Source organism: Pseudomonas putida (genome assembly GCF_002906855.1).
GTDB classification, from domain to species: Bacteria; Pseudomonadota; Gammaproteobacteria; order Pseudomonadales; family Pseudomonadaceae; genus Aquipseudomonas; species Aquipseudomonas putida_N.
Genome location: NZ_MINI01000048.1, coordinates 680322 through 701988 on the forward strand (window position 1 = coordinate 680322; position 21667 = coordinate 701988).

Genomic DNA, 21667 nt, shown 5'->3' on the forward strand with positions numbered 1-21667 from the left:
ATTTGGTGCGTTTTATATAAGTGTATACAAAATAACCTTCGAATCAGGCGCTAGGCCGCTGTGATCAGGCACAAAAATGGGGCCGCGAAGGGCCCCATTCTTGTGCATCAGAATACCCGCTTACTGGGCAAGCTTCTTGTGCCGTACGCGGTGCGGCTGGGCAGCAGCATCGCCCAGGCGCTTCTTGCGGTCGGCTTCGTACTCGGTGTAGTTGCCCTCGAAGAACACTACGTTCGAGTCGTCTTCGTACGCCAGGATGTGAGTGGCCACACGGTCCAGGAACCAACGGTCGTGGGAGATCACAATGGCGGCGCCCGGGAAGTCCAGCAGGGCTTCTTCCAGGGAACGCAGGGTTTCGACGTCGAGGTCGTTGGACGGTTCGTCGAGCAGCAGGACGTTACCGCCCTCCTTCAGGGTCAGGGCCAGGTGCAGGCGGCCGCGCTCACCACCGGACAGGTCCTTGACGAACTTCTGCTGGTCGCCACCCTTGAAGTTGAAGCGGCCAACGTAGGTGCGCGACGGGATCTCGTAGCTGCCGATCTTGATCATGTCGGAACCGTCGGAAACCTGCTGGAACACGGTCTTGCCGCCGTCCAGGTCCTCGCGGCTCTGGTCGACACAGGCCAGTTGCACGGTTTCACCGATCTCGATGCTGCCCGAATCCGGTTGCTCCTTGCCCATCAGCATGCGGAACAGGGTCGACTTACCGGCACCGTTACCACCGATCACGCCGACGATGGCGCCCTTCGGCATGGCGAACGACAGGTTGTCGATCAGCACGCGGTCGCCATAGCCCTTGGTGACGTTCTTGAACTCGATGACCTTGTCGCCCAGGCGCGGACCGGCCGGGATGTAGATCTCGTTGGTTTCGCTGCGCTTCTGGAATTCCTGGGACTGCATTTCTTCGAAACGCTGCAGACGGGCCTTGGACTTGGACTGACGAGCCTTGGCGCCTTTGCGCACCCACTCCAGTTCCTCTTTCATGGCCTTCTCGTGGGCGCTCTGCTGCTTGGATTCCTGCGCCAGACGCTCCGACTTGGCTTCCAGCCAGCCCGAGTAGTTGCCTTCGTACGGAATGCCGGCGCCGCGGTCCAGTTCGAGGATCCAGCCAGCGACGTTGTCGAGGAAGTAACGGTCGTGGGTAATCGCTACCACGGTGCCCGGGAAGTCGTGCAGGAAGCGCTCCAGCCAGGCTACCGAGTCGGCATCCAGGTGGTTGGTCGGTTCGTCGAGCAGCAGCATGTCGGGGGCCGACAGCAGCAGGCGGCACAGGGCCACGCGGCGCTTCTCACCACCGGACAGGTGTTCGATACGGGCATCCCAGGCCGGCAGGCGCAGGGCGTCGGCGGCGACGTCCAGCTGGCGCTCCAGGTTGTGGCCGTCGGCGGCCTGCAGGATAGCCTCGAGCTTGGCCTGTTCGGCAGCCAGCTTGTCGAAGTCGGCATCCGGCTCGGCGTAGGCGGCGTAGACCTCGTCCAGGCGAGCCTGGGCGTCCTTGATCACGCTGACCGCTTCCTCGACCACTTCACGCACGGACTTGTTCGGGTCCAGTTGCGGTTCCTGCGGCAGGTAACCCACGTTGATGTCGGGCATCGGACGGGCTTCGCCGTCGAATTCCTTGTCGACGCCCGCCATGATCCGCAGCAGGGTCGATTTACCGGCGCCGTTCAGGCCGAGCACGCCGATCTTGGCGCCTGGGAAGAACGACAGGGAAATATTCTTGAGAATTTCCCGCTTCGGCGGCACGACCTTGCTCAGCCGATGCATGGTGTAGACGTATTGAGCCAAAACCAAGCCCTCTAAATAGGTAAAGACATCGACGATCGCCCAGGCTTTGTGGCCAGGGGGATGTGTTTACGGGGTTTCATTGAACAAAGTCGACCATTCTACGCCAACGCGCGGCGTTGCACAGGGTGGTCGGATGGTGGGGTGGGATCGTTGTGATCCTGGCGGGCATTTATTGCCTGTGCCGGCCCTTTCGCGGGGCAAACCCGCTCCAAAGACCACCAGGCCTTTAGGAGCGGGCTTGCCCCGCAAAGAGGCCGCATAGCAGCCGAAGATGGCTCAGACGTGACGCTGCTTGTTAGCCTTGCCCCGCGGCAACCGGCAACGGTCGCTCTGCTCGGCCAGGCGCGCAGCATAAGCGGCCTTGACGCTGAAGCCGCCACTGCGGGCAGGCTGCTCGGCAACCTTGGCGGGCTGGGCAGGCTTGGCCGCAACAGCCGTGCTGACAACCTTGCCAGCCGGCTTGGCCACGGCCGCCACAGGTGCCTCTTCAGCCGGCGCTGCCGCCGCCTTGGCGGTCTTGCGCAGTTCAGCCAGCGATGGCGTCTTGTTCTTCGAGGCCGAAGCCGCGTCCGGTTTGTCCAGCGAACGCTGGCACGATTTGCAGGATACGTCCGCGGTCACGGCAGTGCTGACAAGGGTCTGACTGCTGCGCCCACAGGCGGAATCGAGGCCATTGGTGGAAAAGTGAGTAACCAAAACCGAACATCTCCGATGCGTTGTCATTGAAGCGGGCGGCATTCTCGCACAGGATGCAGGGTCTTGCCGAACGGGCCGGCTTCACCACGACCACTGGCACCGGACAACAGGGCTGGCACATTGCCATAATCACAGGCATGCTAGCCCGTTCGGAAGTCCGGCTTTATAGTGCGCAGCCGCGGTCCTGGCCTGTGCAGATACCGGCATACACCGTGCATGTTCTCTACCTGCCATCGCCAGCCCAATCGCAGGACCAACGCTTGACCGATCTCAATCATCCGACTCTGCTGCGCCCCGCTTCGCCGGCCCCAGTCGCTTCGCTGCGTGGTTCGGTCAAAGGTGCGCTGGCCCTGCTGGCCCTGATCCTGCTGGCTCTGCTGCTGTGGCAACTGTTCTCGCAGTTCCGCCACACCCAGGCTGACCAGCGCCAGCTGAACCTGGACGCGAGCGCCGAACTCGCCGACCACCTGAGCCTGAACATGGCGCTCAAGGCCCAGCAGGCCATCAATGTGGTCCAGCCCTACGTCAAAGCGCCGGCGCCCGCCGCGCTGCCGAGCCTGCTGGCGACCCTGCGCGAACGCCTGCCCGCCCTGCGCGACTTGGCCTGGCTGGACCATGCCGGGCAACTGCTCAGCGATAGTCTGGCCGGCAGCCCCGACCGCCAGTTGATTGACGAGCTGGTCGAACTGAACCAAGGCCGCAGCTACTTTTTCGCCAACTCGGCGGACAACCGCACTGTCTACCTGCTGTTACGCCAAACGGCGGAACAGGATCGCGGCTACTGGCTGCTACGCCTGTCACCGGACTATTACCAGGCGCTCACCGTGCACCTGGACGGCCCCGGCCACCCGCTGTGGCTGCTGGAAAACAGCCGCAGCGGCGAAGTACTGGAACGCCATGCCCCGGCACAGACCAGCGGCGAACCGCTGCAAAGCGTGATGCTCGCCTTCATCGACAACAGCGCCTGGCAATTGCGTGGCCTGTTCGACGCCGGCCTGGCCCAGCAGAAGCTGCTGCCGGCACTGATTGGCAAGTGCCTGCTGGCGCTGTTCTGCGCCCTGCTGCCGGTGCTGGCGCTGGTCAACATGCGCCGTCGCCAGCGCGCGCTGCAGGAAGACCGCCGGCGCTACCAGGAAATCTTCGAAGGGACGGGCGTGGCCTTGTGCGTGCTGGATCTGTCGAGCCTGCCCGGCCAGCTCGACCGCTATCACCTGCGCAACCTGGCCGGGCTCAAGCAGAGCCTGGCACTGGACCCCGACCTGTGCCGCTCGCTGTTGCTGGAACTGAAGATCACCGAGATCAACCAGGTGGCGCGCCAGCTGCTCAATGTCGAGTGCCACGAAGGCGCCTGGCAACGGCTGATCAATGGCAGCGGCGTTGGCCGCGACAGCATCGGCATGCAACTGATCGACGCCCTGATCGAACAGCGCCCGTCGCTGGAGCTGGAAGTGCGCCTGTCCGCGCCGTTGGGCGGTGAGCTGCACCTGTGGCTGATGGCGCGCCTGCCGCAGCAGCGCCGCGATTACCAGGCGGTGATCCTCAGCATCAGCGACATCACCAGCCGCAAGCAGGTGGAGCTGTCGCTGCTGGAGCGTGAAAGCTTCTGGTCCGACGTGGTGCGCACTGTGCCCGACCAGCTGTACGTGCAGGATGTGCTCAGCCAACGAATGATCTTCAGCAACCGCCACCTCGGCCAAACCCTCGGCTACGACCGCACCGAGCTGGCGCAGATGGGCGACCGCTTCTGGGAGCTTCTGCTGCACCCCGAAGACGCCGCGCACTATCAGGCTATGCGCCAGCAACAGCGCGACAGCGCACACAGCCAGTCGCTGCACACCCAGCTGCGCTTCCGCCACCGTGACGGCGGCTGGCGCTGCTACGAAATCCGCGAGCAGGTGCTGACCCGCGACGACAATGGCCAGGTCACGCGCATCATCGGCGTGGGCAAGGATGTCACCGTGCAGATCGAGGCCAGCCAGTCGCTGCGGGACAGCGAGCAGCGCTACCGCATGCTCGCCGAAAGCATCAGCGACGTGATCTTCTCCACCGACAGCCGCCTGCAGCTCAACTACCTCAGCCCGTCGGTGCAGACGGTGCTGGGCTACCAAGCCGACTGGATCTTCGACAACGGCTGGCAGTCGATCATCGCCAACCCAGCCCAGCTCACCGGCATCTACAGCCTGATGGAACGGGTCAGCAAGGCCATGGGCGACAGCGAGCAGCTGGCACAACTGCGCAGCCAGCTGCCGACGCAACTGTTCCTGTTCGACTGCTTGCGCGCCGATGGCCGCAAGATCCCCATCGAATTGCGCCTGGTGCTGGTCTGGGACGAGCACCAGCACTTCGAAGGCGTGCTCGGCGTGGGCCGCGACATCAGCCAGCAACGCCGTGCGGAGAAAGACCTGCGCATGGCCGCGACGGTATTCGAACACTCGACCTCGGCCATCCTCATCACCGACCCGGCCGGCTATATCGTGCAGGCCAACGAAGCCTTCAGCCGGGTCAGCGGCTACGCAGTCGGCGATGTACTCGACCAGTTGCCGTCCATGCTGGTGGTCGAGGACCAACAGGAAAGCCACCTGCGCTACGTGCTCAAGCAGCTGCATCAGCGCGGCAGCTGGGAAGGCGAAGTGTGGCTCAAGCGCCGCGACGGCGACCATTACCCGGCCTGGGTCGGCATTACCGCTGTGCTCGATGACGAAGGCGACCTGGCCAGCTATGTGTGCTTCTTCACCGACATCAGCGAGCGCAAGGCCAGCGAACAGCGCATCCACCGCCTAGCCTACTACGACGCCCTCACCCACCTGCCCAACCGCACGCTGTTCCAGGACCGCCTGCATACCGCGCTGCAACAGGCCGAGCGGCAGAAGGCGTGGGTGGTGCTGATGTTCCTCGACCTCGACCGCTTCAAGCCGATCAACGACTCCCTCGGCCACGCCGCGGGCGACCGCATGCTCAAGGACATGGCCCTGCGCCTGCTGGCCTGCGTCGACGACGACGACACCGTGGCGCGCATGGGCGGCGACGAATTCACCTTGCTGCTGCAGCCGCGCGCCACCCGCGAAATGGCCCTGAACCGCGCCATTCACGTGGCCGAGAACATTCTTGGCAGCCTGGTGCGACCGTTCGTGCTCGAAGGCCGCGAGTTCTTCGTCACTGCCAGTATCGGCATCGCCCTTAGCCCGCAGGACGGCAACGAGCTGAGCCAGCTGATGAAGAACGCCGACACCGCCATGTACCACGCCAAGGAGCGCGGCAAGAACAACTTCCAGTTCTACCAGACCGAGATGAACGCCAGCGCGCTAGAGCGCCTGGAACTGGAGAGCGACCTGCGCCACGCGCTGGAACAGAACGAGTTCATCCTCTACTACCAGCCGCAGTTCAGCGGCGACGGCAAGCGCCTGACCGGTGCCGAAGCGCTGCTGCGCTGGCGCCACCCGACCCGCGGCCTGGTGCCGCCGGGCGACTTCATCCCGGTGATCGAAGAACTGGGCCTGGTGGTGGATGTCGGCGACTGGGTGCTGCGCGAGGCCAGCCGCCAGCTCAAGGCCTGGCACAAGAACAAGGTGCGCGTGCCGAAGGTGTCGGTGAACATCTCGGCGCGGCAGTTCTCCGACGGCCAGCTGGGCACGCGCATCGCCACCATCCTCGAAGAAACCGGCCTGCCGCCGGCATGCCTGGAGCTGGAGCTGACCGAGAGCATCCTGATGCGCGAGGTCAATGAGGCGCTGCAGATTCTCGCCAGCCTGAAGAACCTTGGCCTGAGCATCGCGGTCGACGACTTCGGCACCGGTTACTCGTCGCTGAACTACCTCAAGCAGTTCCCGATCGATGTGCTGAAGATTGACCGCACCTTCGTTGACGGCCTGCCCGAGGGCGAGCAGGACGCGCAGATCGCCCGGGCGATCATCGCCATGGCCCACAGCCTCAACCTGGCGGTGATCGCCGAAGGCGTGGAAACCCACGAGCAGCTGGAATTCCTGCGCGAGCATGGCTGCGACGAGGTCCAGGGCTACCTGTTCGGGCGGCCGATGCCGGCCAACCAGTTCGAGGCGCAGTTCGCCAACGCCGCCCTGTTCATGTTCCAGTGAGCACCCGCAAAAGCGGACTTTCGAGTCAACTCCAATCCCCGGCCAGCCCAGACACGGCGCGGGATGCAACATGAGCCCCATTGGTCCGCGACTTGATGCCACTTCATATGCCAGGCGCGGATCAATCGGTTAGAATGCCCCCCCAAATTACCCCGATCCTTGAGGACCGCCATGTTCAGCCGTGATTTGACCATTGCCAAGTACGACGCCGAGCTCTTCGAAGCCATGCAGCAAGAAGCTCTGCGCCAGGAAGAGCATATCGAGCTGATCGCTTCGGAAAACTACACCAGCCCGGCAGTCATGGAAGCTCAGGGCTCGGTCCTGACCAACAAGTACGCCGAAGGCTACCCAGGCAAGCGCTACTACGGCGGCTGCGAGTACGTCGACGTGGTCGAGCAACTGGCCATCGACCGTGCCAAGGAGCTGTTCGGCGCCGACTACGCCAACGTCCAGCCGCACGCTGGCTCGCAAGCCAACGCCGCGGTCTACCTGGCCCTGCTGTCGGCCGGTGACACCATCCTGGGCATGAGCCTGGCCCACGGTGGCCACCTGACCCACGGTGCTTCGGTGAGCTCGTCGGGCAAGCTGTACAACGCCATCCAGTACGGCATCGACGGTAACGGCCTGATCGACTACGACGAAGTCGAGCGCCTGGCAGTCGAGCACAAGCCGAAGATGATCGTTGCCGGTTTCTCGGCTTACTCGCAGGTCCTGGACTTCGCCCGCTTCCGCGCCATCGCCGACAAGGTCGGTGCCTACCTGTTCGTCGACATGGCCCACGTTGCCGGCCTGGTTGCCGCTGGCGTGTACCCGAACCCGGTGCCGTTCGCCGACGTGGTCACCACCACCACCCACAAGACCCTGCGCGGTCCACGTGGCGGCCTGATCCTGGCCCGCGCCAACGCCGACATCGAGAAGAAGCTGAACTCCGCCGTGTTCCCCGGCGCCCAGGGCGGCCCGCTGGAGCACGTGATCGCCGCCAAGGCCATCTGCTTCAAGGAAGCACTGCAGCCTGAGTTCAAGGCTTACCAGCAGCAGGTCGTGAAAAACGCCCAGGCCATGGCCGAAGTGTTCATCGAGCGTGGTTTCGACGTCGTTTCCGGCGGCACCCAGAACCACCTGTTCCTGCTGTCGCTGATCAAGCAGGAAATCTCCGGTAAAGATGCTGACGCTGCCCTGGGCAAAGCCTTCATCACCGTCAACAAGAACTCGGTACCGAACGACCCACGTTCGCCGTTCGTCACCTCGGGCCTGCGTTTCGGCACCCCAGCCGTCACCACCCGTGGTTTCAAGGAAACCGAGTGCCGCGAACTGGCCGGCTGGATCTGCGACATCCTGGCTGACCTGAACAACGAAGCGGTGATCGACGCCGTGCGTGAGAAGGTCAAGGCCATCTGCAAGAAGCTGCCGGTTTACGGCAACTGATTGGCGCAAGCCTGATGTGAAGAAGCCCGGCCTGGTGCCGGGCTTTTTCATGCCTGCGATCCGGCGCTGGAACAGCTTCCGGATAGGTTGAATGAACCAGGCTGCCTAACCTGCCACCTCCTCTGATAAACGAGCAGGAGGCCACCCATGGCTGATCACATAGCACTGTCGTTCACCGCCACCTTGCAGGTCGCTGAGGCGTCGATCAATGTATTGGGCGACATTACCAGCGGGCCCGTAACGCTGATGAGCCCGCATCAGGCGCCGGGATACGTCGTTGAAGGCGCCACGACCCTCGGCATGTTGAATGGCACCGACAAGGACTGGCATCACGGCCAGGAGACCGGGCTGATCACCTTCGAGCAAGCCGCCCAGCCAGCGGCGTTGCTGCTGTACTTCCGCCATGGCGAGATGGGTTATCGCCTCTATCTGCGCAGCGGCCCCCACACTGGCCATGGTGTGTTCATCACCGGCGATGGCCTGGTGAATGCCCAGCCGATCAAGGCAGAAGACCCAAGCCTGTGGGCGCTGACCGATGCGCAAACCGGTGAGGCGTTCGACCTGACCCAGCTTGAAAATGGCCGCAGGGAAATTCAGCTGGCCAGTGCGGATGGGCGTCCACTGGAAGTGCACAATCTGTATCCGGTGGGCGGGTTTCTGGCCTGCTACCCGGCGGCTCAGCAAGGGACCTTGAGCCTGATCATTCGGGAGCGCGGTGTCGATTGGCTCAAGCCGGCCTGATACGTCGTGCGCCACCCGACGTCACGTATTAACCTGAGCCACCCCAAGCACAACCCAGCACAGGCCCGGCCTTGACCAGAGAGCAACTCGAAACCCAGCAAATCCCGATCTACTTTGCCGCGGTGCTCGCTGCCGTTGTCTTCGGCCTGGCCAGCGACGCCGCGCAACACTTGCAAGCCCTGGTCACCCCCGCCATCGCCGTGCTGATGTACGCGATGTTCCTGCAGATCCCCTTCCTCGACCTGCGCCAGGGCCTGGGCAACCGCCGCTTCATGACCGCCCTGCTGCTCGCCAACTTCATCCTCGTGCCACTGCTGGTGTGGGCCCTGACGCGCGGCTTGTCCGACCACCCGGCGATCCTCATCGGCGCCCTGCTGGTGCTGCTGACGCCGTGTATCGACTATGTGGTGGTGTTCACCCACATCGGCAAGGGCGACTCGCGCCTGACCCTAGCCGCCACGCCCGTGCTGTTGCTGGTGCAGCTGGTGCTGCTGCCGGTGTACCTGGGGCTGATGCTCGGCGACAGCAGCGGCGTAACCATCCGCATCGCCCCGTTCGTGAAAGCCTTCGTGCTACTGATTGTGCTGCCGATGATCCTCGCCGTACTGACCAGCGCTGGCGCCCGACGCTCCCGCGCGGTCTCGGCCTGGAATGACGCTTGGGCATGGATGCCGGTGCCCGCGATGACCTTGGTGCTGATGGCAGTGATCGGGTCGCAGATCGCTGTGGTGTTACGGGATTTTGATCGGTTGCTGCCGGTGATTCCGGTGTACGTCGCCTTCATGCTGCTGGCGCCGCTGCTTGGGTTCATCGCGGCGCGGCTGTTGCGCTTGCCATTGGCCGAGGCACGCTCGGTGACCTTCAGTGCCGCGACGCGCAACTCGCTCGTAGTTTTGCCACTGGCACTGGCGTTGCCTGAGGACCTGCGCGGGTTGGCGGCAGCGGCAGTCATTACCCAAACACTGGTTGAGCTGGTAAGTGAATTGATTTACGTCCGAGCCGTCCCAGCCCTCATACGACCCCGATAGGCATTACCTCGAGCCCGAGCAGGAGCGGCCACACCGTAGCGCCGGGTCGGCCATAAGCCGTATTAGTCACATCCAGCAAATCAGCCGATGAAGACTCAGTCCCCCTGAAGCAGGAAGATGATCCTGACGAGCGCATCAGCTCGCATTCGTGTTCTGTGCCTGATGCGCTTGATCCTCAAGCATCCGGAACTGTCCCTGGAGCTGACTACGTCCTGAGCGTAGTTTTGCCCGTGTTAATCGCCGGCCGCATGGCCGGCGATTAACCTATGCTGCGTAAGCTGTTGGTCCTTCGCCTCACAACGCCTTCATCTCCGCAATATCCCGCGCCACCTGATCCGCAGAGTGATCGAACATCACCTGCTCCTGCGCATCCAGCGGCAACTCGATCACCTTGGCAATCCCCTCCCCCGCCAGCACACAGGGAACGCCCATGGCGATATCGGTGCGCCCGTATTCCCCCTCAAGAATCGCAACCGCCGGCAAAATGCGGTTACGCCCATTGGCGATCGCATCCACCATCTGCGCAATGGCCACGCCCGGCGCATCGCAAGCACTGCCGACCTTCTTCAAACCCAGGATCTCGCCACCACCTTTGCGTGTGCGTTCGACGATCCGTTCGATCTGCTCATCGGACAGGAAATGCGACAGCGGCACCGAGCCGATCTGGCAGTAGCGCATCAGCGGCACCATGCTGTCGCCATGCCCGCCCAGCACCAGCGCCGTGATATCCCGGGCAGAAAACCCGGTCTCCTCGGCAATGAAGCATTTCATGCGTGCGGTATCCAGCACCCCCGCCTGCCCGAACACCTTGCCCCGCCCGAGTTTGCTCAGCGACCTGGCCCGATAGGTCAGCACGTCGACCGGGTTCGACACCACCAGCACTGTCGCGGCCGGCGCATAGCGATTGATGTTGTGCATGATGCCGTCGAGGATCGGCAGGTTGATGCTCAGCACGTCCTGCCGCGACTGACCAGGCTTGCGCGGCACGCCTGCGGTAATCACCACCAGGTCCGAGTCCTGCAGCATTTCGGCCTTGGCGCCGCCAAGCACCCGGGTATCAGAACCTGACTCGACAGCCGCCTGCCAGATGTCCAGCGCCTTGCCCTGTGCCAGCTCACCCTGCACATCGAGCAGCATCAGTTCACGGCAGTACTCTTCCCGGGCAATGATCTGCGCCGCCGCCTCGCCCACGATCCCGGCACCCACGATTGATAGCTTGTTCACCTGACACCTCCCAGCGGCGCGCGCCACCAGGAGCACGCCTGCGTATACAGAGAAGTATTGCCTGCCAAGGCGAAAAGACCATGTGATGCGACCGCATGCTATTGACAGCATCCCACCGCCCCGGAAATACTTTGTAAAGATTCATATAGATGACCAAATAACAAGGTGAATCGCTCCATGACCGTACTGCCCAGCCCTACGCGTTTGCCCGGCGCGACACCTCCGTCCGCCAGCCCCATTCCTCCGAAATTCGAAGTTTGCGCATCCAGTCGGCCACCTGCCCGCGACCGATAACGGCTCGCTACTGCCCGCAGAAACCCTGCCATGCCTGCAATGCCTGAGTGCCGCTAGCGCGCCAGCCCAACCGAGATTCCCTGAATGACTCCCTTAGATATACAGCTGTTGCTGACCGCACTGGTCAGTGTCCTGGTGCTGGTAGCGCTGATCGTGTCCCGTCTCAAGATGCACCCGCTGCTGGCCTTGCTGGTGGTGTCCATTGGCGTGGGCTTTGCGACCCGCATGGAGCCCGGCAACATCGTTTCCCACCTGCTCACGGGCGCCGGCAAGACACTGGGTGCGGTCGGGGTGGTGATCGCGCTGGGCGCGATGCTCGGCAAGATCCTGGCGGACGCTGGCGTCACTGAGCAGGTCGCGGATGTGATCCTCAAGCGCACCTCGGACCGGATGATCCCTTGGGCAATGATGCTGGTCGCCTTTGTCATTGGCATCCCGATGTTCTTCGAAGTGGGCCTGGTGATCATGCTGCCGTTGATCTTCAGCGTGGCGCGCAAGCTGGAAGGCAAGGCCCGCTTCCAGGGCTCGGCGTATGTGTATGTCGGTGTGCCGGTGATATCAGCGCTGGCCGCCATGCACGGCATGGTCCCGCCGCACCCAGGCCCCTTGACCGCCATCGCTGTGCTCAAGACCTCGGTTGGGCCGACCATGCTCTATGGCTTCCTTGCCGCGATCCCGGCCATGATCCTGGGCGGCCCGCTGTATGGCCTGTTCATTGCGCCGCGCATGAGCACGCGGCCCGATCAGGCCCTGCTGGACCAGTTCACACTGACTGAGAAAGCCGACGGCCAACCCCGCCCGGGCGTAGTGGTCGGCATGCTGGCCGCGCTGCTGCCGGCGATCCTGATGCTGGTGCATGCCGTCGCCGAAATGCTGCTGCCCAAAGGCAATGCGCTGCTGGAACTGGCCAGCTTCCTGGGCAACCCGTTGATCGCCATGCTGCTGGGCGTGCTGTTCGCCGGCGCGAGCCTGGTGCTCGCGCGCGGCGGCGACGCCGAACAGCTGCGTGATGCGCTGGGCAAAAGCCTCAAGCCTATCGCTTCGATCATCATGATCATCGCCGGGGGCGGTGCCTTCCAGGAGATGCTGACCAGCGCCAAGGTCGGCGATGCCATCGTGCACCTGACCCAGCAATCGGCCTTCCCACCGCTGATCCTGGGGTGGCTGATCGCGATGCTGCTGTCGGTGTCTACCGGCTCCGCCACGGTCGGTATCGTCGGCGCTGCCGGCTTGCTGGCGCCGCTTGCAGGTGCTGACCCTAGCCTGAACCTGCCATTGCTGGCCCTGTCGATCGGCTGCGGATCGCTGTTCTTCAACTACGCCAACCATGCGGGCTTCTGGATGGTGAAGGAATCTTTTGGCATGACCATGGGTGAGGCCACCAAGACCATCTCGGTGGTGCAGTCCATCGTGGCCGTGGTCGGCTTGATCGTGGTGTTGATGCTGAATGCGGGGATTACGGTGGGCTGAGCCGGGGAAACCGGCCTTGCTCATCAGCTTCCTCAGCGTTTTTCTGCGACCAGGGTGTAGCACATTGGTATTTGTGCTGCGCCCTGCTCATAGACGTCGTAGACCTCCTCCCGATTGGAATGCGGGTATTCGTCGAATGCACGAAGGCTCAAGCCCGCGCCAGTAACGCTCATGAGCACATCGCTCAGCGGGTGGAGATGCCAGTAAGACTGCAGTTCGTTTGGCTCGGCCTTGCCTTCGTAGACAATGGCGCCCGTTTCCACCAGTGGTTCGGTCAGAAAATAGGAAGTGCTGATGCGCCAAGGGTCGCGGGCTGCGGGGTCGAGCATTTCCAGGAACGGGTGGGTTTCGTAGATCACCAGGGAGCCGCCCGGTTTCAGCGTTCTGGCAACGTGGCTGAAGAACAGGGCGAGGTTGGGCATCCAGTTCAGGACACCGATGGTGATCAAGGCGACATCGAAGCGCTCGTTGAGGTTTGCCGGGAGCTCGTGGATGTCGGCTTCGATGAAGTCTGGCGAGTAAGGGGATATCTCGGCTAGCTCGTGCGCTTGCTTGAGAAACGCCGAAGATTGATCGACGCCCACCACCTCCAACGCGCCAAGGGCAAACAGCGAAAGCACTTCGCGGCCATTGTTGCAGCCCAGTTGGATAGCGGCCTTTCCCGTTACGCCTACCTGTTCCAACTGTTTAGTCAGGGTCGAATCCAGGCAAGAAAAGTCTTTGTGAGCCACGGCATCGATGAGCTGGCTCCAGGCAGCGCTTCGCCGATGGTGCTCGGCTGATGCATTCCAGGCATCACGGTTTTTGGCGATGACATCCCTGTGAGAAACCATCTTTAACCTCATCTTTCGTTGTTGAGGCTTATGACAGTAGCAGCTGCGCCAGCTGTAGGCTGGCGACAGCACTGTTGCCATTCAATCGACCAGATCGCTCAATTCGTTGGGGTCGATCATCTTCCCGCATTGCTCACTGGCCAGCCGGCTGATGATCCGGATTGCCTGGTGGATGCCTGCGGTGTTGCGGAAGCTCAGGTGAGGGTTGTGTTCGCACTCCAGCACTTCATCGTGCTGGACCAAAGCTTCGCCGAGCAGTTCGAGGGTCCAGGCGTAGCTTTGGATGGTGGACAAGCGTTCCTGGTCAGTCATGGGGCACCACCTTTGGGTTGGAGGTGGGACGAACCAGATCGCAGATTGGGTAGAAGCGGTGAGGTTTGGGAGCCGGCGCGGGGCGGCGGCGGAGAACGGATGCGAGGATCCTGGATAGGCTTCGGATGGGCATGCATGAGGTCCTTTTCGGTTGAAGCACCACGCTGACCGTCGCCAAACGGTTAGGGTGGCAGCTGTACGCAGGTTGGCGAACCGAGGAAAAGGAACCCGGCAGACCCGAAGGTCTCCCACGCACAGCCGCCATTACACGAAACTGCGGACGCAAAAAAAGCGCCTGCAATCGTGGTCGGGGCGCCGTTGCGCCTTTTCGTACGGGTCGCCAAACCCGGTCGCGGAAATGGCCGCGACTGGGGCAATTTATCCCCACGAGGCTGCTTTCGCAAGCGCCTGCGTCATTCAGAAAGGCAACACAGGACGTAGGAAGAATAAGAGCGACTAAAGCTCTGCTTCGCCCCAATATTTGATATGTCGGCGAAGCCAGATCGATGAGGCAAAAGAGAAGGCGACCTTCTCCCGGTCGCACGTGGATGTTACCGAGGCCGCAGTCGCAGCAATTCTTTAGTTTCCGGATACACGATCCAACGCGTCAGAACCCAATCGAATCATCGGCCATATGGTGGGGCCTACTGACTGTCCCTACGCCAGTGAGCGCCAGCTTCAACGCTGCCAGAATCGGGGGCCAACTGCTGGCAAGCCATACCCGAAACGCGCCATTGCAGTCATCGGGTTTATCCTCGGAAATTTGTCTTGGAGGGTCTAACTTTCTGCCTTAATCGATTGTTTCAGCGGGTAACTGGATTGCCTCGGGAATGAGGGTAGAAGGTGCTTTCACGGTCTATCGAGTGGCTCTGGGATGAAACCTTGGTCTCTCAACGCTTTGATCACGCCCCGTATCAAATAATTGTTCGAGAAACCGATCGTGTACTGCCTTGACCCCGGGCTGACCGGTAGCAGCATCCCCTGCTCCACCAGATTCTTGATCTGGTAGGTACGTTGGGCCGCAGTGAGCTTTGGGACTGCCTGTGCAATGTCGGCAGATTTCACAACTTTCATGTTTATCGCACAGACCAGAATCTGCTCTTCGACTGAGGTGATCCATTCTCGGCTGCGCGCATAACTTACGGCTGGGGACAGAACCGATTTTGTAAGGTAGCCATACTGGGTGAGCTTATCCACTTTCTCCAGCTCATCACGAATGCCCTCAAGCACATAAACACACCATGCCTCCAGCCCCGCCACTGTACCTCTATCGGCCATCCCCAACATGGAGTAATACTTTTCCCGGTCGTTGCAGAACACTGCCGTCGGATTCAGTACCCTGCCGCCCACGTTCACATTGAAGCCATACTTCATCAGCAGCGCGTAGGTGAGCAGCCTTACCACTCGTCCGTTGCCATTACCGAATGGGTGAATCCAGCCGAAGCGATGGTGCGCCAGGGCGACCTTCATCAATGCGTATTTCGGCGAGTCGTCGCGGTTGATGAAGCTGACCAATTCCTGCATGTACTGCGGCACCAGCAGCCCCTCGGGCGGGAGGTGATCCGACTGGGAAATACGCACCGGCCCTTCACGGTATGCACCGGGTGCGCGGTCTCCTTCGCGACGCAGATCGACCACCGTCATGGCGTGCAGCTCGCGGATCATGTGCTCCGTCAGAGCCACGCCGGGCTGCATCACCTGCTCGATGTAATCCATCGCCTTCTCGATGTTGGCGACCTCCAGCAACTGATCGGTGCTTTCCGCTGTGCCTTCGACCTTGCTGTCGATGTAGTCCGCCAGGGTGGTGTGGTTACCCTCGATGCGCGCAGATCCCAAGCTCTCCAAGGTATGGAAGATGTCTTTGAGCTGGAAGAAAACCGGTGCCGGGGTGTCGCCTTCTAGCCGTAACCTGCGCAGGAACTCAAGCTCGCTCAACACGTCGACCAAGGGTGAGTCGAAGGAGGGGTTCAGCAACTGGAGATCGTGGTGAGAAAATTGCGGCATCTCTGAATTATCTCTAAGCGGCTATGAGATTATCTCGAATTTTTTGGATTTTGAGCCCGTATTCATTGGGCTTAAGCTTTCTATAAAAAAGCATTATCTCGAAATCCGCGCAACCCTAAGTGGAAAAGGCACGTCGAAATGTGGAATTCGACCCGTTGTTGGGTGCAAGCCTCGGAGCCGAGAAGAGACGAAAAATCACAGGCAAAAGAAAACCGCCCACGGGGCGGTTTCATTGGCTTTCACGGATCTTGGAGATACTCCGCGAAAAGAATGTCTGGTGCCGGAGACAGGAATCGAACCTGCGACCTTCGCGTTACGAGTGCGCTGCTCTACCGACTGAGCTACACCGGCGTGTAGCGCAACGTACCACTGCCACACCCGCCGCGTAAACCCCTGTTTCCCCGGCCTTATTCCCCTCCCCTCAGGACGCTTTGCAGCCCTTCGGCGCGAGGTCTTCCTCGATGTTGGTGGTGCAGCTCCAGCCAGCAGGCGAGCGGGTCAGGGTCAGGCTCTTGCCAACCACATTGGCCGGCGCATCAGCCAAGGTGCACGCAATCGTCCCAGTCCCGTCAGCCGCCTTGCTGCTCACCGTGATCGCACAGTTCGCCGTAGCCGGCTGCCCGCCCAACTCAGCCACACTCCCCACATCCTTGCCTTCATTCAACCGCAGCTCCATCGCTGTCTTCAGCGCGCTGATCTCCAGCAACCCGGCCGCAGCCTTGGTGCGGGACTGGTGGTTGGTGTACATCGGGATGGCGATGGTCGCCAGAATGCCGATGATCGCGACGACGATCATCAGTTCGATCAGGGTGATACCGCGTTGCCCTTTCATGAACGATTTCCTTTTGATACGTGTACTCATGGAGGTCAGGTTCGCCCCCAGCTGGCAGCGGCGCAGTAGGCCTGAACAGACACCTTTTGTCACCCCTGCCCGCCAGGGCGTCATCTTCGCTGAACTACTCTAGTGAGCATCACGGAAGCACGCCCGCTCATGGACGCGGCAAGCTGTTTCCAGGCTTGTCGCACGGGCAGAAAAGGACCTTCGCATGAACCCATCCACACACCTCTATACCTGGCGCGGCACCGATGCCAGCGGCGCCGATGTCAGCGGCCAGGTCAGCGGGCGCAGCCCGGCCTATGCGCGGGCCGGCTTGCAGCGCCAGGGCATTCGCGTGCTCAGCCTGCGGGCGGCTGGCGGGTTTGAATGGCGTTTGCCAAGGGCTCGGGAAAAGACTGACCCTGCAGGCTTTAGCCGGCAGCTGGCGACCTTGCTCAAGGCCGGGGTGCCGCTGCTGCAGGCCTTCGAGGTGATGGGGCGCAGCGGCTGCAGTACGGGGCAGGCAGCGTTGCTGGAAAAATTGAAACGGGATGTGGCTTCGGGCCTGGGGCTGGCGGATGCACTGCAGCGGCATCCGGCGTGGTTCGATGGGTTGTACTGCAACCTGATTCGCGTGGGTGAGCAGTCCGGCACGCTCGATCGGCAGCTGGAACAACTGGCGGGGATGCTGGAGCAGCGCCAGGTACTGCGTAAACGCGTGCGCAAGGCGATGCTCTATCCGTTACTGCTGCTGACCGGATTGGGGGTTTCGGCGGTGCTGTTGCTAGAGGTAATTCCGCGTTTCGAGAGCCTGTTTGCCGGTTTCGATACCGCGCTGCCGGCCTTCACGCAGTGGGTGATCGACTTGTCCACAGGCCTGGGGCGCTATGCGCCGCTGCTGTTGATAACCGCGGTTGGCCTGGGACTCGCCTTGACCCGGCTGTATCAGAAGCATGCGCCAGCACGCTTGTGGCTAACTGCACAGGCCTTGCGCCTTCCTGTGTTTGGCAGGCTGTTGAGCCAGGCGGCCCTGGCGCGCTTCGCTCGCACCCTGGCCACGTCCTATGCTGCCGGGGTGCCGTTGCTGGATGCGCTGGTCACCGTGGCCAAGGCCTGCGGTGACGACCTGCACGAGCAGGCGGTGCAGCGCTTGCGCCAGGGAATGGCCAACGGGCAGGCGCTGAATCAGGCGATGGCGATTGAACCGCTGTTTCCGCCACTGTTGGTACAACTCACCGCCATCGGTGAATCCAGCGGCACGCTGGACCAGATGCTGGAGAAATCCGCCAGCCATTACGAGGAACAGGTCAGCCAGACGCTGGACCAGTTGACCAGCCTGCTAGAGCCGGCCATCGTGCTGATCCTGGGCTTGCTGGTTGGTGGCCTGGTGGTGGCGATGTACCTGCCGATCTTCCAGTTGGGAAGCTTGATCTGAACATGACTTCGTGGACTTTGCTGGCCGAGCAGCCGGCGTACTTCATCACCCTGGCGGCTGTGCTAGGCCTGTTGGTGGGCAGCTTCCTCAATGTGGTGGTGCATCGCCTGCCGATTATGCTCGAACGCCAGTGGCAGCGTGAGGCGCAGGAGGTGCTGGGCCTGCCGACCACCGAGCACGAGCGTTTCAACCTGTCCCTCCCCGCTTCCCACTGCCCGCATTGCAAGCATGCGATCCGCGCCTGGGAGAACATCCCGATACTGAGTTACCTGGCATTACGCGGGCGCTGCTCGGCGTGCAAGCAGCGGATCAGCGCGCGTTATCCACTGGTTGAGCTGGCCTGTGCGCTGGTGTCGATGGTGGTGGCTTGGCATTCCGGCGCAGACATTGAGGCGCTGGCCCTGCTGCTGTTGACCTGGAGCCTGCTGGCCCTGAGCCTGATCGATCATGACCAGCAGATATTGCCCGATGTGCTGGTGCTACCGACGCTGTGGCTGGGCTTGATCGTCAATGCCTTCGACACCGTGGTGCCGTTGCCCCATGCGCTGTGGGGCGCGGTGGCCGGGTACTTGAGCCTGTGGTCGGTGTATTGGGTGTTCAAATTGATCACCGGCAAGGAGGGCATGGGCTATGGCGACTTCAAGCTGCTGGCGCTGATCGGTGCCTGGGGCGGCTGGCAGGTATTGCCGGTGACATTGCTGCTGTCATCGGTGATCGGCGTGGTGGCGGGCCTGTGCCTGTTGCGCGTGCGCAGGCAATCCGTCGGCACGGCAATACCCTTTGGCCCTTATCTGGCCATTGCGGGGTGGATTGCTGTGCTCTGGGATGATGAAATATACGACTTCTACCTGCAACTGTTTGGAATGTGATGACCACCAAGGCCTTCACCCCCTGGATTCTCGGGCTGACCGGCGGTATTGGCAGCGGCAAGAGCGCCGCCGCCGAGCGCTTCGTCGAACTTGGCGTGCACCTGGTCGACGCCGACCAGGCGGCGCGCTGGGTGGTCGAGCCCGGCCGCCCGGCACTGGCCAGCATCGTCGAGCGCTTCGGCCCCGGCGTGCTGCAGGACGATGGCCAGCTTGATCGTGCGGCCTTGCGCCAGCTGATCTTCGCCGACCCGGCGCAGCGCAAGTGGCTGGAGCAACTGCTGCACCCGTTGATCGGACAGGAGATCTTCAGTTACCTGGCCAAGGCTGAATCACCCTATGCAGTGTACGTGTCGCCGCTGCTGATCGAGTCGGGCCAGTACCAGCAGGTCCAGCGCGTGCTGGTGATCGATGTACCGCAGGAACTGCAGGTGGCGCGCACCCTGGCGCGTGACAACACCAGCCCCGAGCAGGTGCAGGCCATTCTCAAGGCCCAGCTGGCCCGTGAGGAGCGCCTGGGCCATGCCGACGATGTGGTGGTCAATGACGGCGATTTGGCCGCACTGTACGAGCAGATTGACCGCCTGCACCACTTTTACCTGACTTTACGAGGAGGCCAGCCATGAGCCAGCCATTGACCGTCGATTGCCCGACCTGTGGCGCACCTGTGGAATGGAACGAGAAGAACGCGTTCCGGCCGTTCTGTTCCGATCGCTGCAAGCTGATTGACTTGGGCGCCTGGGCGGCGGAAGAACACAAGATTCCGGTGGCGCCGGATTCGGAAGATGAGCTGTTCTCAGGGGATCTGGAGCCGCGGCACTGAGCTGAATCCTAGCCTGCCTGTGGCGGCCTCTTCGCGGGTTCACCCGCGAAGAGGCCGGTACAGCCAATAGAGAAATCAGCGCTCATCATCCTTCCACGGTGCCTGCAGATAGCGGGTGCGGTTGAATGTCTCCAGCCACTCCGGGCAAAACACCACCAGGGCACTGATCACCATGCCGTTGATGAACGCCTCCGGGAACATCATCAACCACAGGTAGCCGATAAAATCGCTGAGCCACTCCGGCAGCGCAAAGCGACCATCCAGCCATAACACCCCCAACGCCACCGGCACGCAGATCAGCACCGTCAACGCAGCGGGGAAAAAACCTGAACAGAAGATATAAACAAACAGGTTGCGCGGTTGCGCCCGCTCGACCAGGATCGCACACACCTCGGTGATCAGCACCGGCAAGCCCACCAACAGCAAGCCGTTGACCCCAAGCGCCGCAAGGTCCTGCCGCCCTAGCGCCAGCAACCCCAATTGGGCGAGGAAACCGCCCACAACGGCCAGCGGCCAGTCCAACAACAAGGTCACCGCTGTCATGCCGATAAAGTGATACGACACGCCCGTATCGAAATCGCGCCTGACCAGCCACAGGGCAAACAGGCAGAACACCGTGCCAAACAATAGGTGCTGGCGGCGTCGGTCGGTCACCAACTCGACCCAGCGCGTGCGGCTGGCTGCCCAGATCAGCAACGGCACGTAGCTAAGCCAGCCCACGGCAAGGCTGGTTGTGGATAAAACCTGCGCGCTGATCACCTGGAACATATCCCTTTCGGCGGTGTGGACAAACTGAGTCTACACCCTGCCCAGTTTCCCACGCACAAACAGCATCTTACCGTCATCGATTAGCGGCTAAGCTTGTTCCCATGGATGACTCAGACTACCTGCGCCTGCTTACCATCCAGGCCGAACAAGCCAATGCCTTTCTCTCCAACGCCCGCAAGTGGGAGCGGGAGCGGTGGGTGTGCCAGCGTCTGTTGCAAGGGCTGAACATCCCTTACCGCAGCGAGGACTTCACCCCTGCCGGCCAGGAGCCCCCGGACGTGCTGTTCCGCGATGCGGCATTCGAGGTGTTCTTCGTGCTCGACGAAGGTCGCCGGCTGAATGACGAGTGGCGAGAAGAGCTGCAGCGTCGGCGCAGTGCCTTTTCCCTGGCCCAGCTGGTGCGCCGCGAAGCCCGCCCCCGGCGCATCGCTGCCGCCGAGCTGCTCGGGCGCCTGGCGCCGACCCTGCGCAAGAAGGCGCACAACTACCGCGAGCGCGGGCTGGACCTGAGCGAGCTGGACATCATCGCCTTCGCCAGCCTCAAGCGCGAAGTGCTCGACCTCAACACCCACTTTCCGCCGCCCACCGAATACCTGCGCCAGGGCTGGCGCTCGCTGTCGCTGGTCGGGCCGACGTTCGCCCGGGTGCTGTTCGCCCACCCCGACGCACCGGATTTTCTGCGCGGTAACCTGGGGCGCAGCATCGTCTTCGACGTGGGCATCAGTCTTTGATCCACTGCCGAGAGTCTTTGCGATGGCGTAAACTCGGCGCCAGGGATAGAAAGCATTATCATTTGTTTGAATGCGCCTGCATGAACACTGTGGCGTTCGTGCAGTCACAAACGTCTACCTGACGAGGCCCACCATGACCAGCCGCCTGAACCCGGAAGATCAGCGTCGTGTCGATGAGTATCTGCGAGCCCCCCAGCACCAAGTCGAGCGCCGGCCTTTTCGGCCCTGGCTGCTCCTTGTGCTGGTACTGGCCGTGACCATCGGGTTGGGTCTCATCAGCCGCCTGCTGAGTGAACTGGTGCTATGAGCTGCTTTGCGCTC

At 62.1% G+C, this 21667-nt stretch carries 18 protein-coding genes, 1 tRNA gene and 1 pseudogene; 11 read left to right on the forward strand and 9 right to left on the reverse strand.

The genetic code is table 11. The annotated features are described in order from the left end of the window. Positions 1-120: 120 nt before the first annotated feature. Positions 121-1788, reverse strand: coding sequence for an energy-dependent translational throttle protein EttA (gene ettA / locus BGP85_RS25900; RefSeq protein ID WP_103445757.1), 1668 nt, complete (start codon positions 1786-1788; stop codon positions 121-123). Positions 1789-2064: 276 nt separating this feature from the next. Then, a complete protein-coding gene (locus BGP85_RS25905) occupies positions 2065-2484 on the reverse strand; it encodes a hypothetical protein (RefSeq protein ID WP_103445758.1) in 420 nt (139 codons plus the stop codon). A 1106-nt stretch (positions 2485-3590) separates the two neighbouring features. Here BGP85_RS25905 and BGP85_RS25910 point away from each other — a divergent pair. From BGP85_RS25910 to BGP85_RS25925, 4 genes and pseudogenes are all read left to right on the forward strand, one after another. Beyond that, positions 3591-6575 (forward strand): annotated as a pseudogene (locus tag BGP85_RS25910) (EAL domain-containing protein); the annotation flags it as partial. Between the two features lie 171 nt (positions 6576-6746). After that, positions 6747-8000, forward strand: coding sequence for a serine hydroxymethyltransferase (glyA, locus tag BGP85_RS25915; protein WP_027918253.1), 1254 nt, complete (start codon positions 6747-6749; stop codon positions 7998-8000). Positions 8001-8147: 147 nt separating this feature from the next. After that, a complete protein-coding gene (locus tag BGP85_RS25920) occupies positions 8148-8741 on the forward strand; it encodes a hypothetical protein (protein ID WP_103445760.1) in 594 nt (197 codons plus the stop codon). A gap of 71 nt (positions 8742-8812) precedes the next feature. Further along, complete coding sequence (locus BGP85_RS25925) at positions 8813-9769, forward strand: arsenic resistance protein (RefSeq protein ID WP_103445761.1); 957 nt, start codon at positions 8813-8815, stop codon at positions 9767-9769. 294 nt (positions 9770-10063) lie between these two features. On the opposite strand, the gene BGP85_RS25930 is transcribed toward BGP85_RS25925, so the two are convergent. Further along, on the reverse strand, positions 10064-10993 hold the full coding sequence (locus BGP85_RS25930; protein ID WP_103445762.1) for a malate dehydrogenase: 930 nt from the start codon (positions 10991-10993) through the stop codon (positions 10064-10066). Positions 10994-11371: 378 nt separating this feature from the next. Between BGP85_RS25930 and BGP85_RS25935 the strand changes: the two genes are divergently transcribed. Beyond that, entirely contained in the window at positions 11372-12757 is a 1386-nt protein-coding gene (locus BGP85_RS25935; RefSeq protein ID WP_103445763.1) for a GntP family permease, read from the forward strand. A 32-nt stretch (positions 12758-12789) separates the two neighbouring features. Here the strand turns inward: BGP85_RS25935 and BGP85_RS25940 are convergent, their stop codons facing one another. The 5 genes from BGP85_RS25940 to BGP85_RS25965 form a co-directional block, all read right to left on the reverse strand. Beyond that, positions 12790-13602, reverse strand: a complete 813-nt coding sequence (locus BGP85_RS25940; RefSeq protein WP_374755347.1) for a class I SAM-dependent methyltransferase — start codon at positions 13600-13602, stop codon at positions 12790-12792. Positions 13603-13671: 69 nt separating this feature from the next. Then, a complete protein-coding gene (locus BGP85_RS25945; RefSeq protein ID WP_103445765.1) occupies positions 13672-13902 on the reverse strand; it encodes a hypothetical protein in 231 nt (76 codons plus the stop codon). A gap of 849 nt (positions 13903-14751) precedes the next feature. After that, on the reverse strand, positions 14752-15906 hold the full coding sequence (locus tag BGP85_RS25955; protein WP_103445766.1) for a Fic family protein: 1155 nt from the start codon (positions 15904-15906) through the stop codon (positions 14752-14754). Positions 15907-16181: 275 nt separating this feature from the next. After that, a tRNA-Thr gene (locus BGP85_RS25960) sits at positions 16182-16257 on the reverse strand. 70 nt (positions 16258-16327) lie between these two features. Further along, positions 16328-16738, reverse strand: a complete 411-nt coding sequence (locus BGP85_RS25965) for a pilin (protein WP_103445767.1) — start codon at positions 16736-16738, stop codon at positions 16328-16330. A gap of 214 nt (positions 16739-16952) precedes the next feature. On the opposite strand from BGP85_RS25965, the gene BGP85_RS25970 reads away from it, so the two are divergent. The 4 genes from BGP85_RS25970 to yacG are packed head-to-tail and all read left to right on the forward strand — an operon-like array spanning position 16953 to position 19847. Beyond that, positions 16953-18158: a type II secretion system F family protein gene (locus BGP85_RS25970; RefSeq protein ID WP_103445768.1), complete on the forward strand. Its 1206-nt coding sequence runs from the start codon at positions 16953-16955 to the stop codon at positions 18156-18158. 2 nt (positions 18159-18160) lie between these two features. After that, positions 18161-19027: a prepilin peptidase gene (locus BGP85_RS25975; RefSeq protein ID WP_103445769.1), complete on the forward strand. Its 867-nt coding sequence runs from the start codon at positions 18161-18163 to the stop codon at positions 19025-19027. Beyond that, on the forward strand, positions 19027-19650 hold the full coding sequence (coaE, locus tag BGP85_RS25980) for a dephospho-CoA kinase (protein WP_103445770.1): 624 nt from the start codon (positions 19027-19029) through the stop codon (positions 19648-19650). The genes BGP85_RS25975 and coaE overlap by 1 nt, the downstream gene beginning before the upstream one ends. After that, a complete protein-coding gene (gene yacG, locus BGP85_RS25985) occupies positions 19647-19847 on the forward strand; it encodes a DNA gyrase inhibitor YacG (protein WP_103445771.1) in 201 nt (66 codons plus the stop codon). The genes coaE and yacG overlap by 4 nt, the downstream gene beginning before the upstream one ends. Before the next feature lie 75 nt (positions 19848-19922). Here the strand turns inward: yacG and BGP85_RS25990 are convergent, their stop codons facing one another. Next, on the reverse strand, positions 19923-20615 hold the full coding sequence (locus BGP85_RS25990; protein WP_103445772.1) for an energy-coupling factor ABC transporter permease: 693 nt from the start codon (positions 20613-20615) through the stop codon (positions 19923-19925). A 101-nt stretch (positions 20616-20716) separates the two neighbouring features. Here BGP85_RS25990 and BGP85_RS25995 point away from each other — a divergent pair, with 101 nt between their 5' ends. Together BGP85_RS25995 and BGP85_RS26000 are read left to right on the forward strand one after the other, a co-directional pair. Further along, positions 20717-21346 (forward strand): DUF1780 domain-containing protein, encoded by a 630-nt coding sequence (locus BGP85_RS25995; RefSeq protein ID WP_027918232.1) that lies wholly within the window; start codon positions 20717-20719, stop codon positions 21344-21346. A 133-nt stretch (positions 21347-21479) separates the two neighbouring features. After that, positions 21480-21653, forward strand: coding sequence for a DUF3094 domain-containing protein (locus tag BGP85_RS26000; protein WP_060512989.1), 174 nt, complete (start codon positions 21480-21482; stop codon positions 21651-21653). Positions 21654-21667 lie beyond the last annotated feature (14 nt).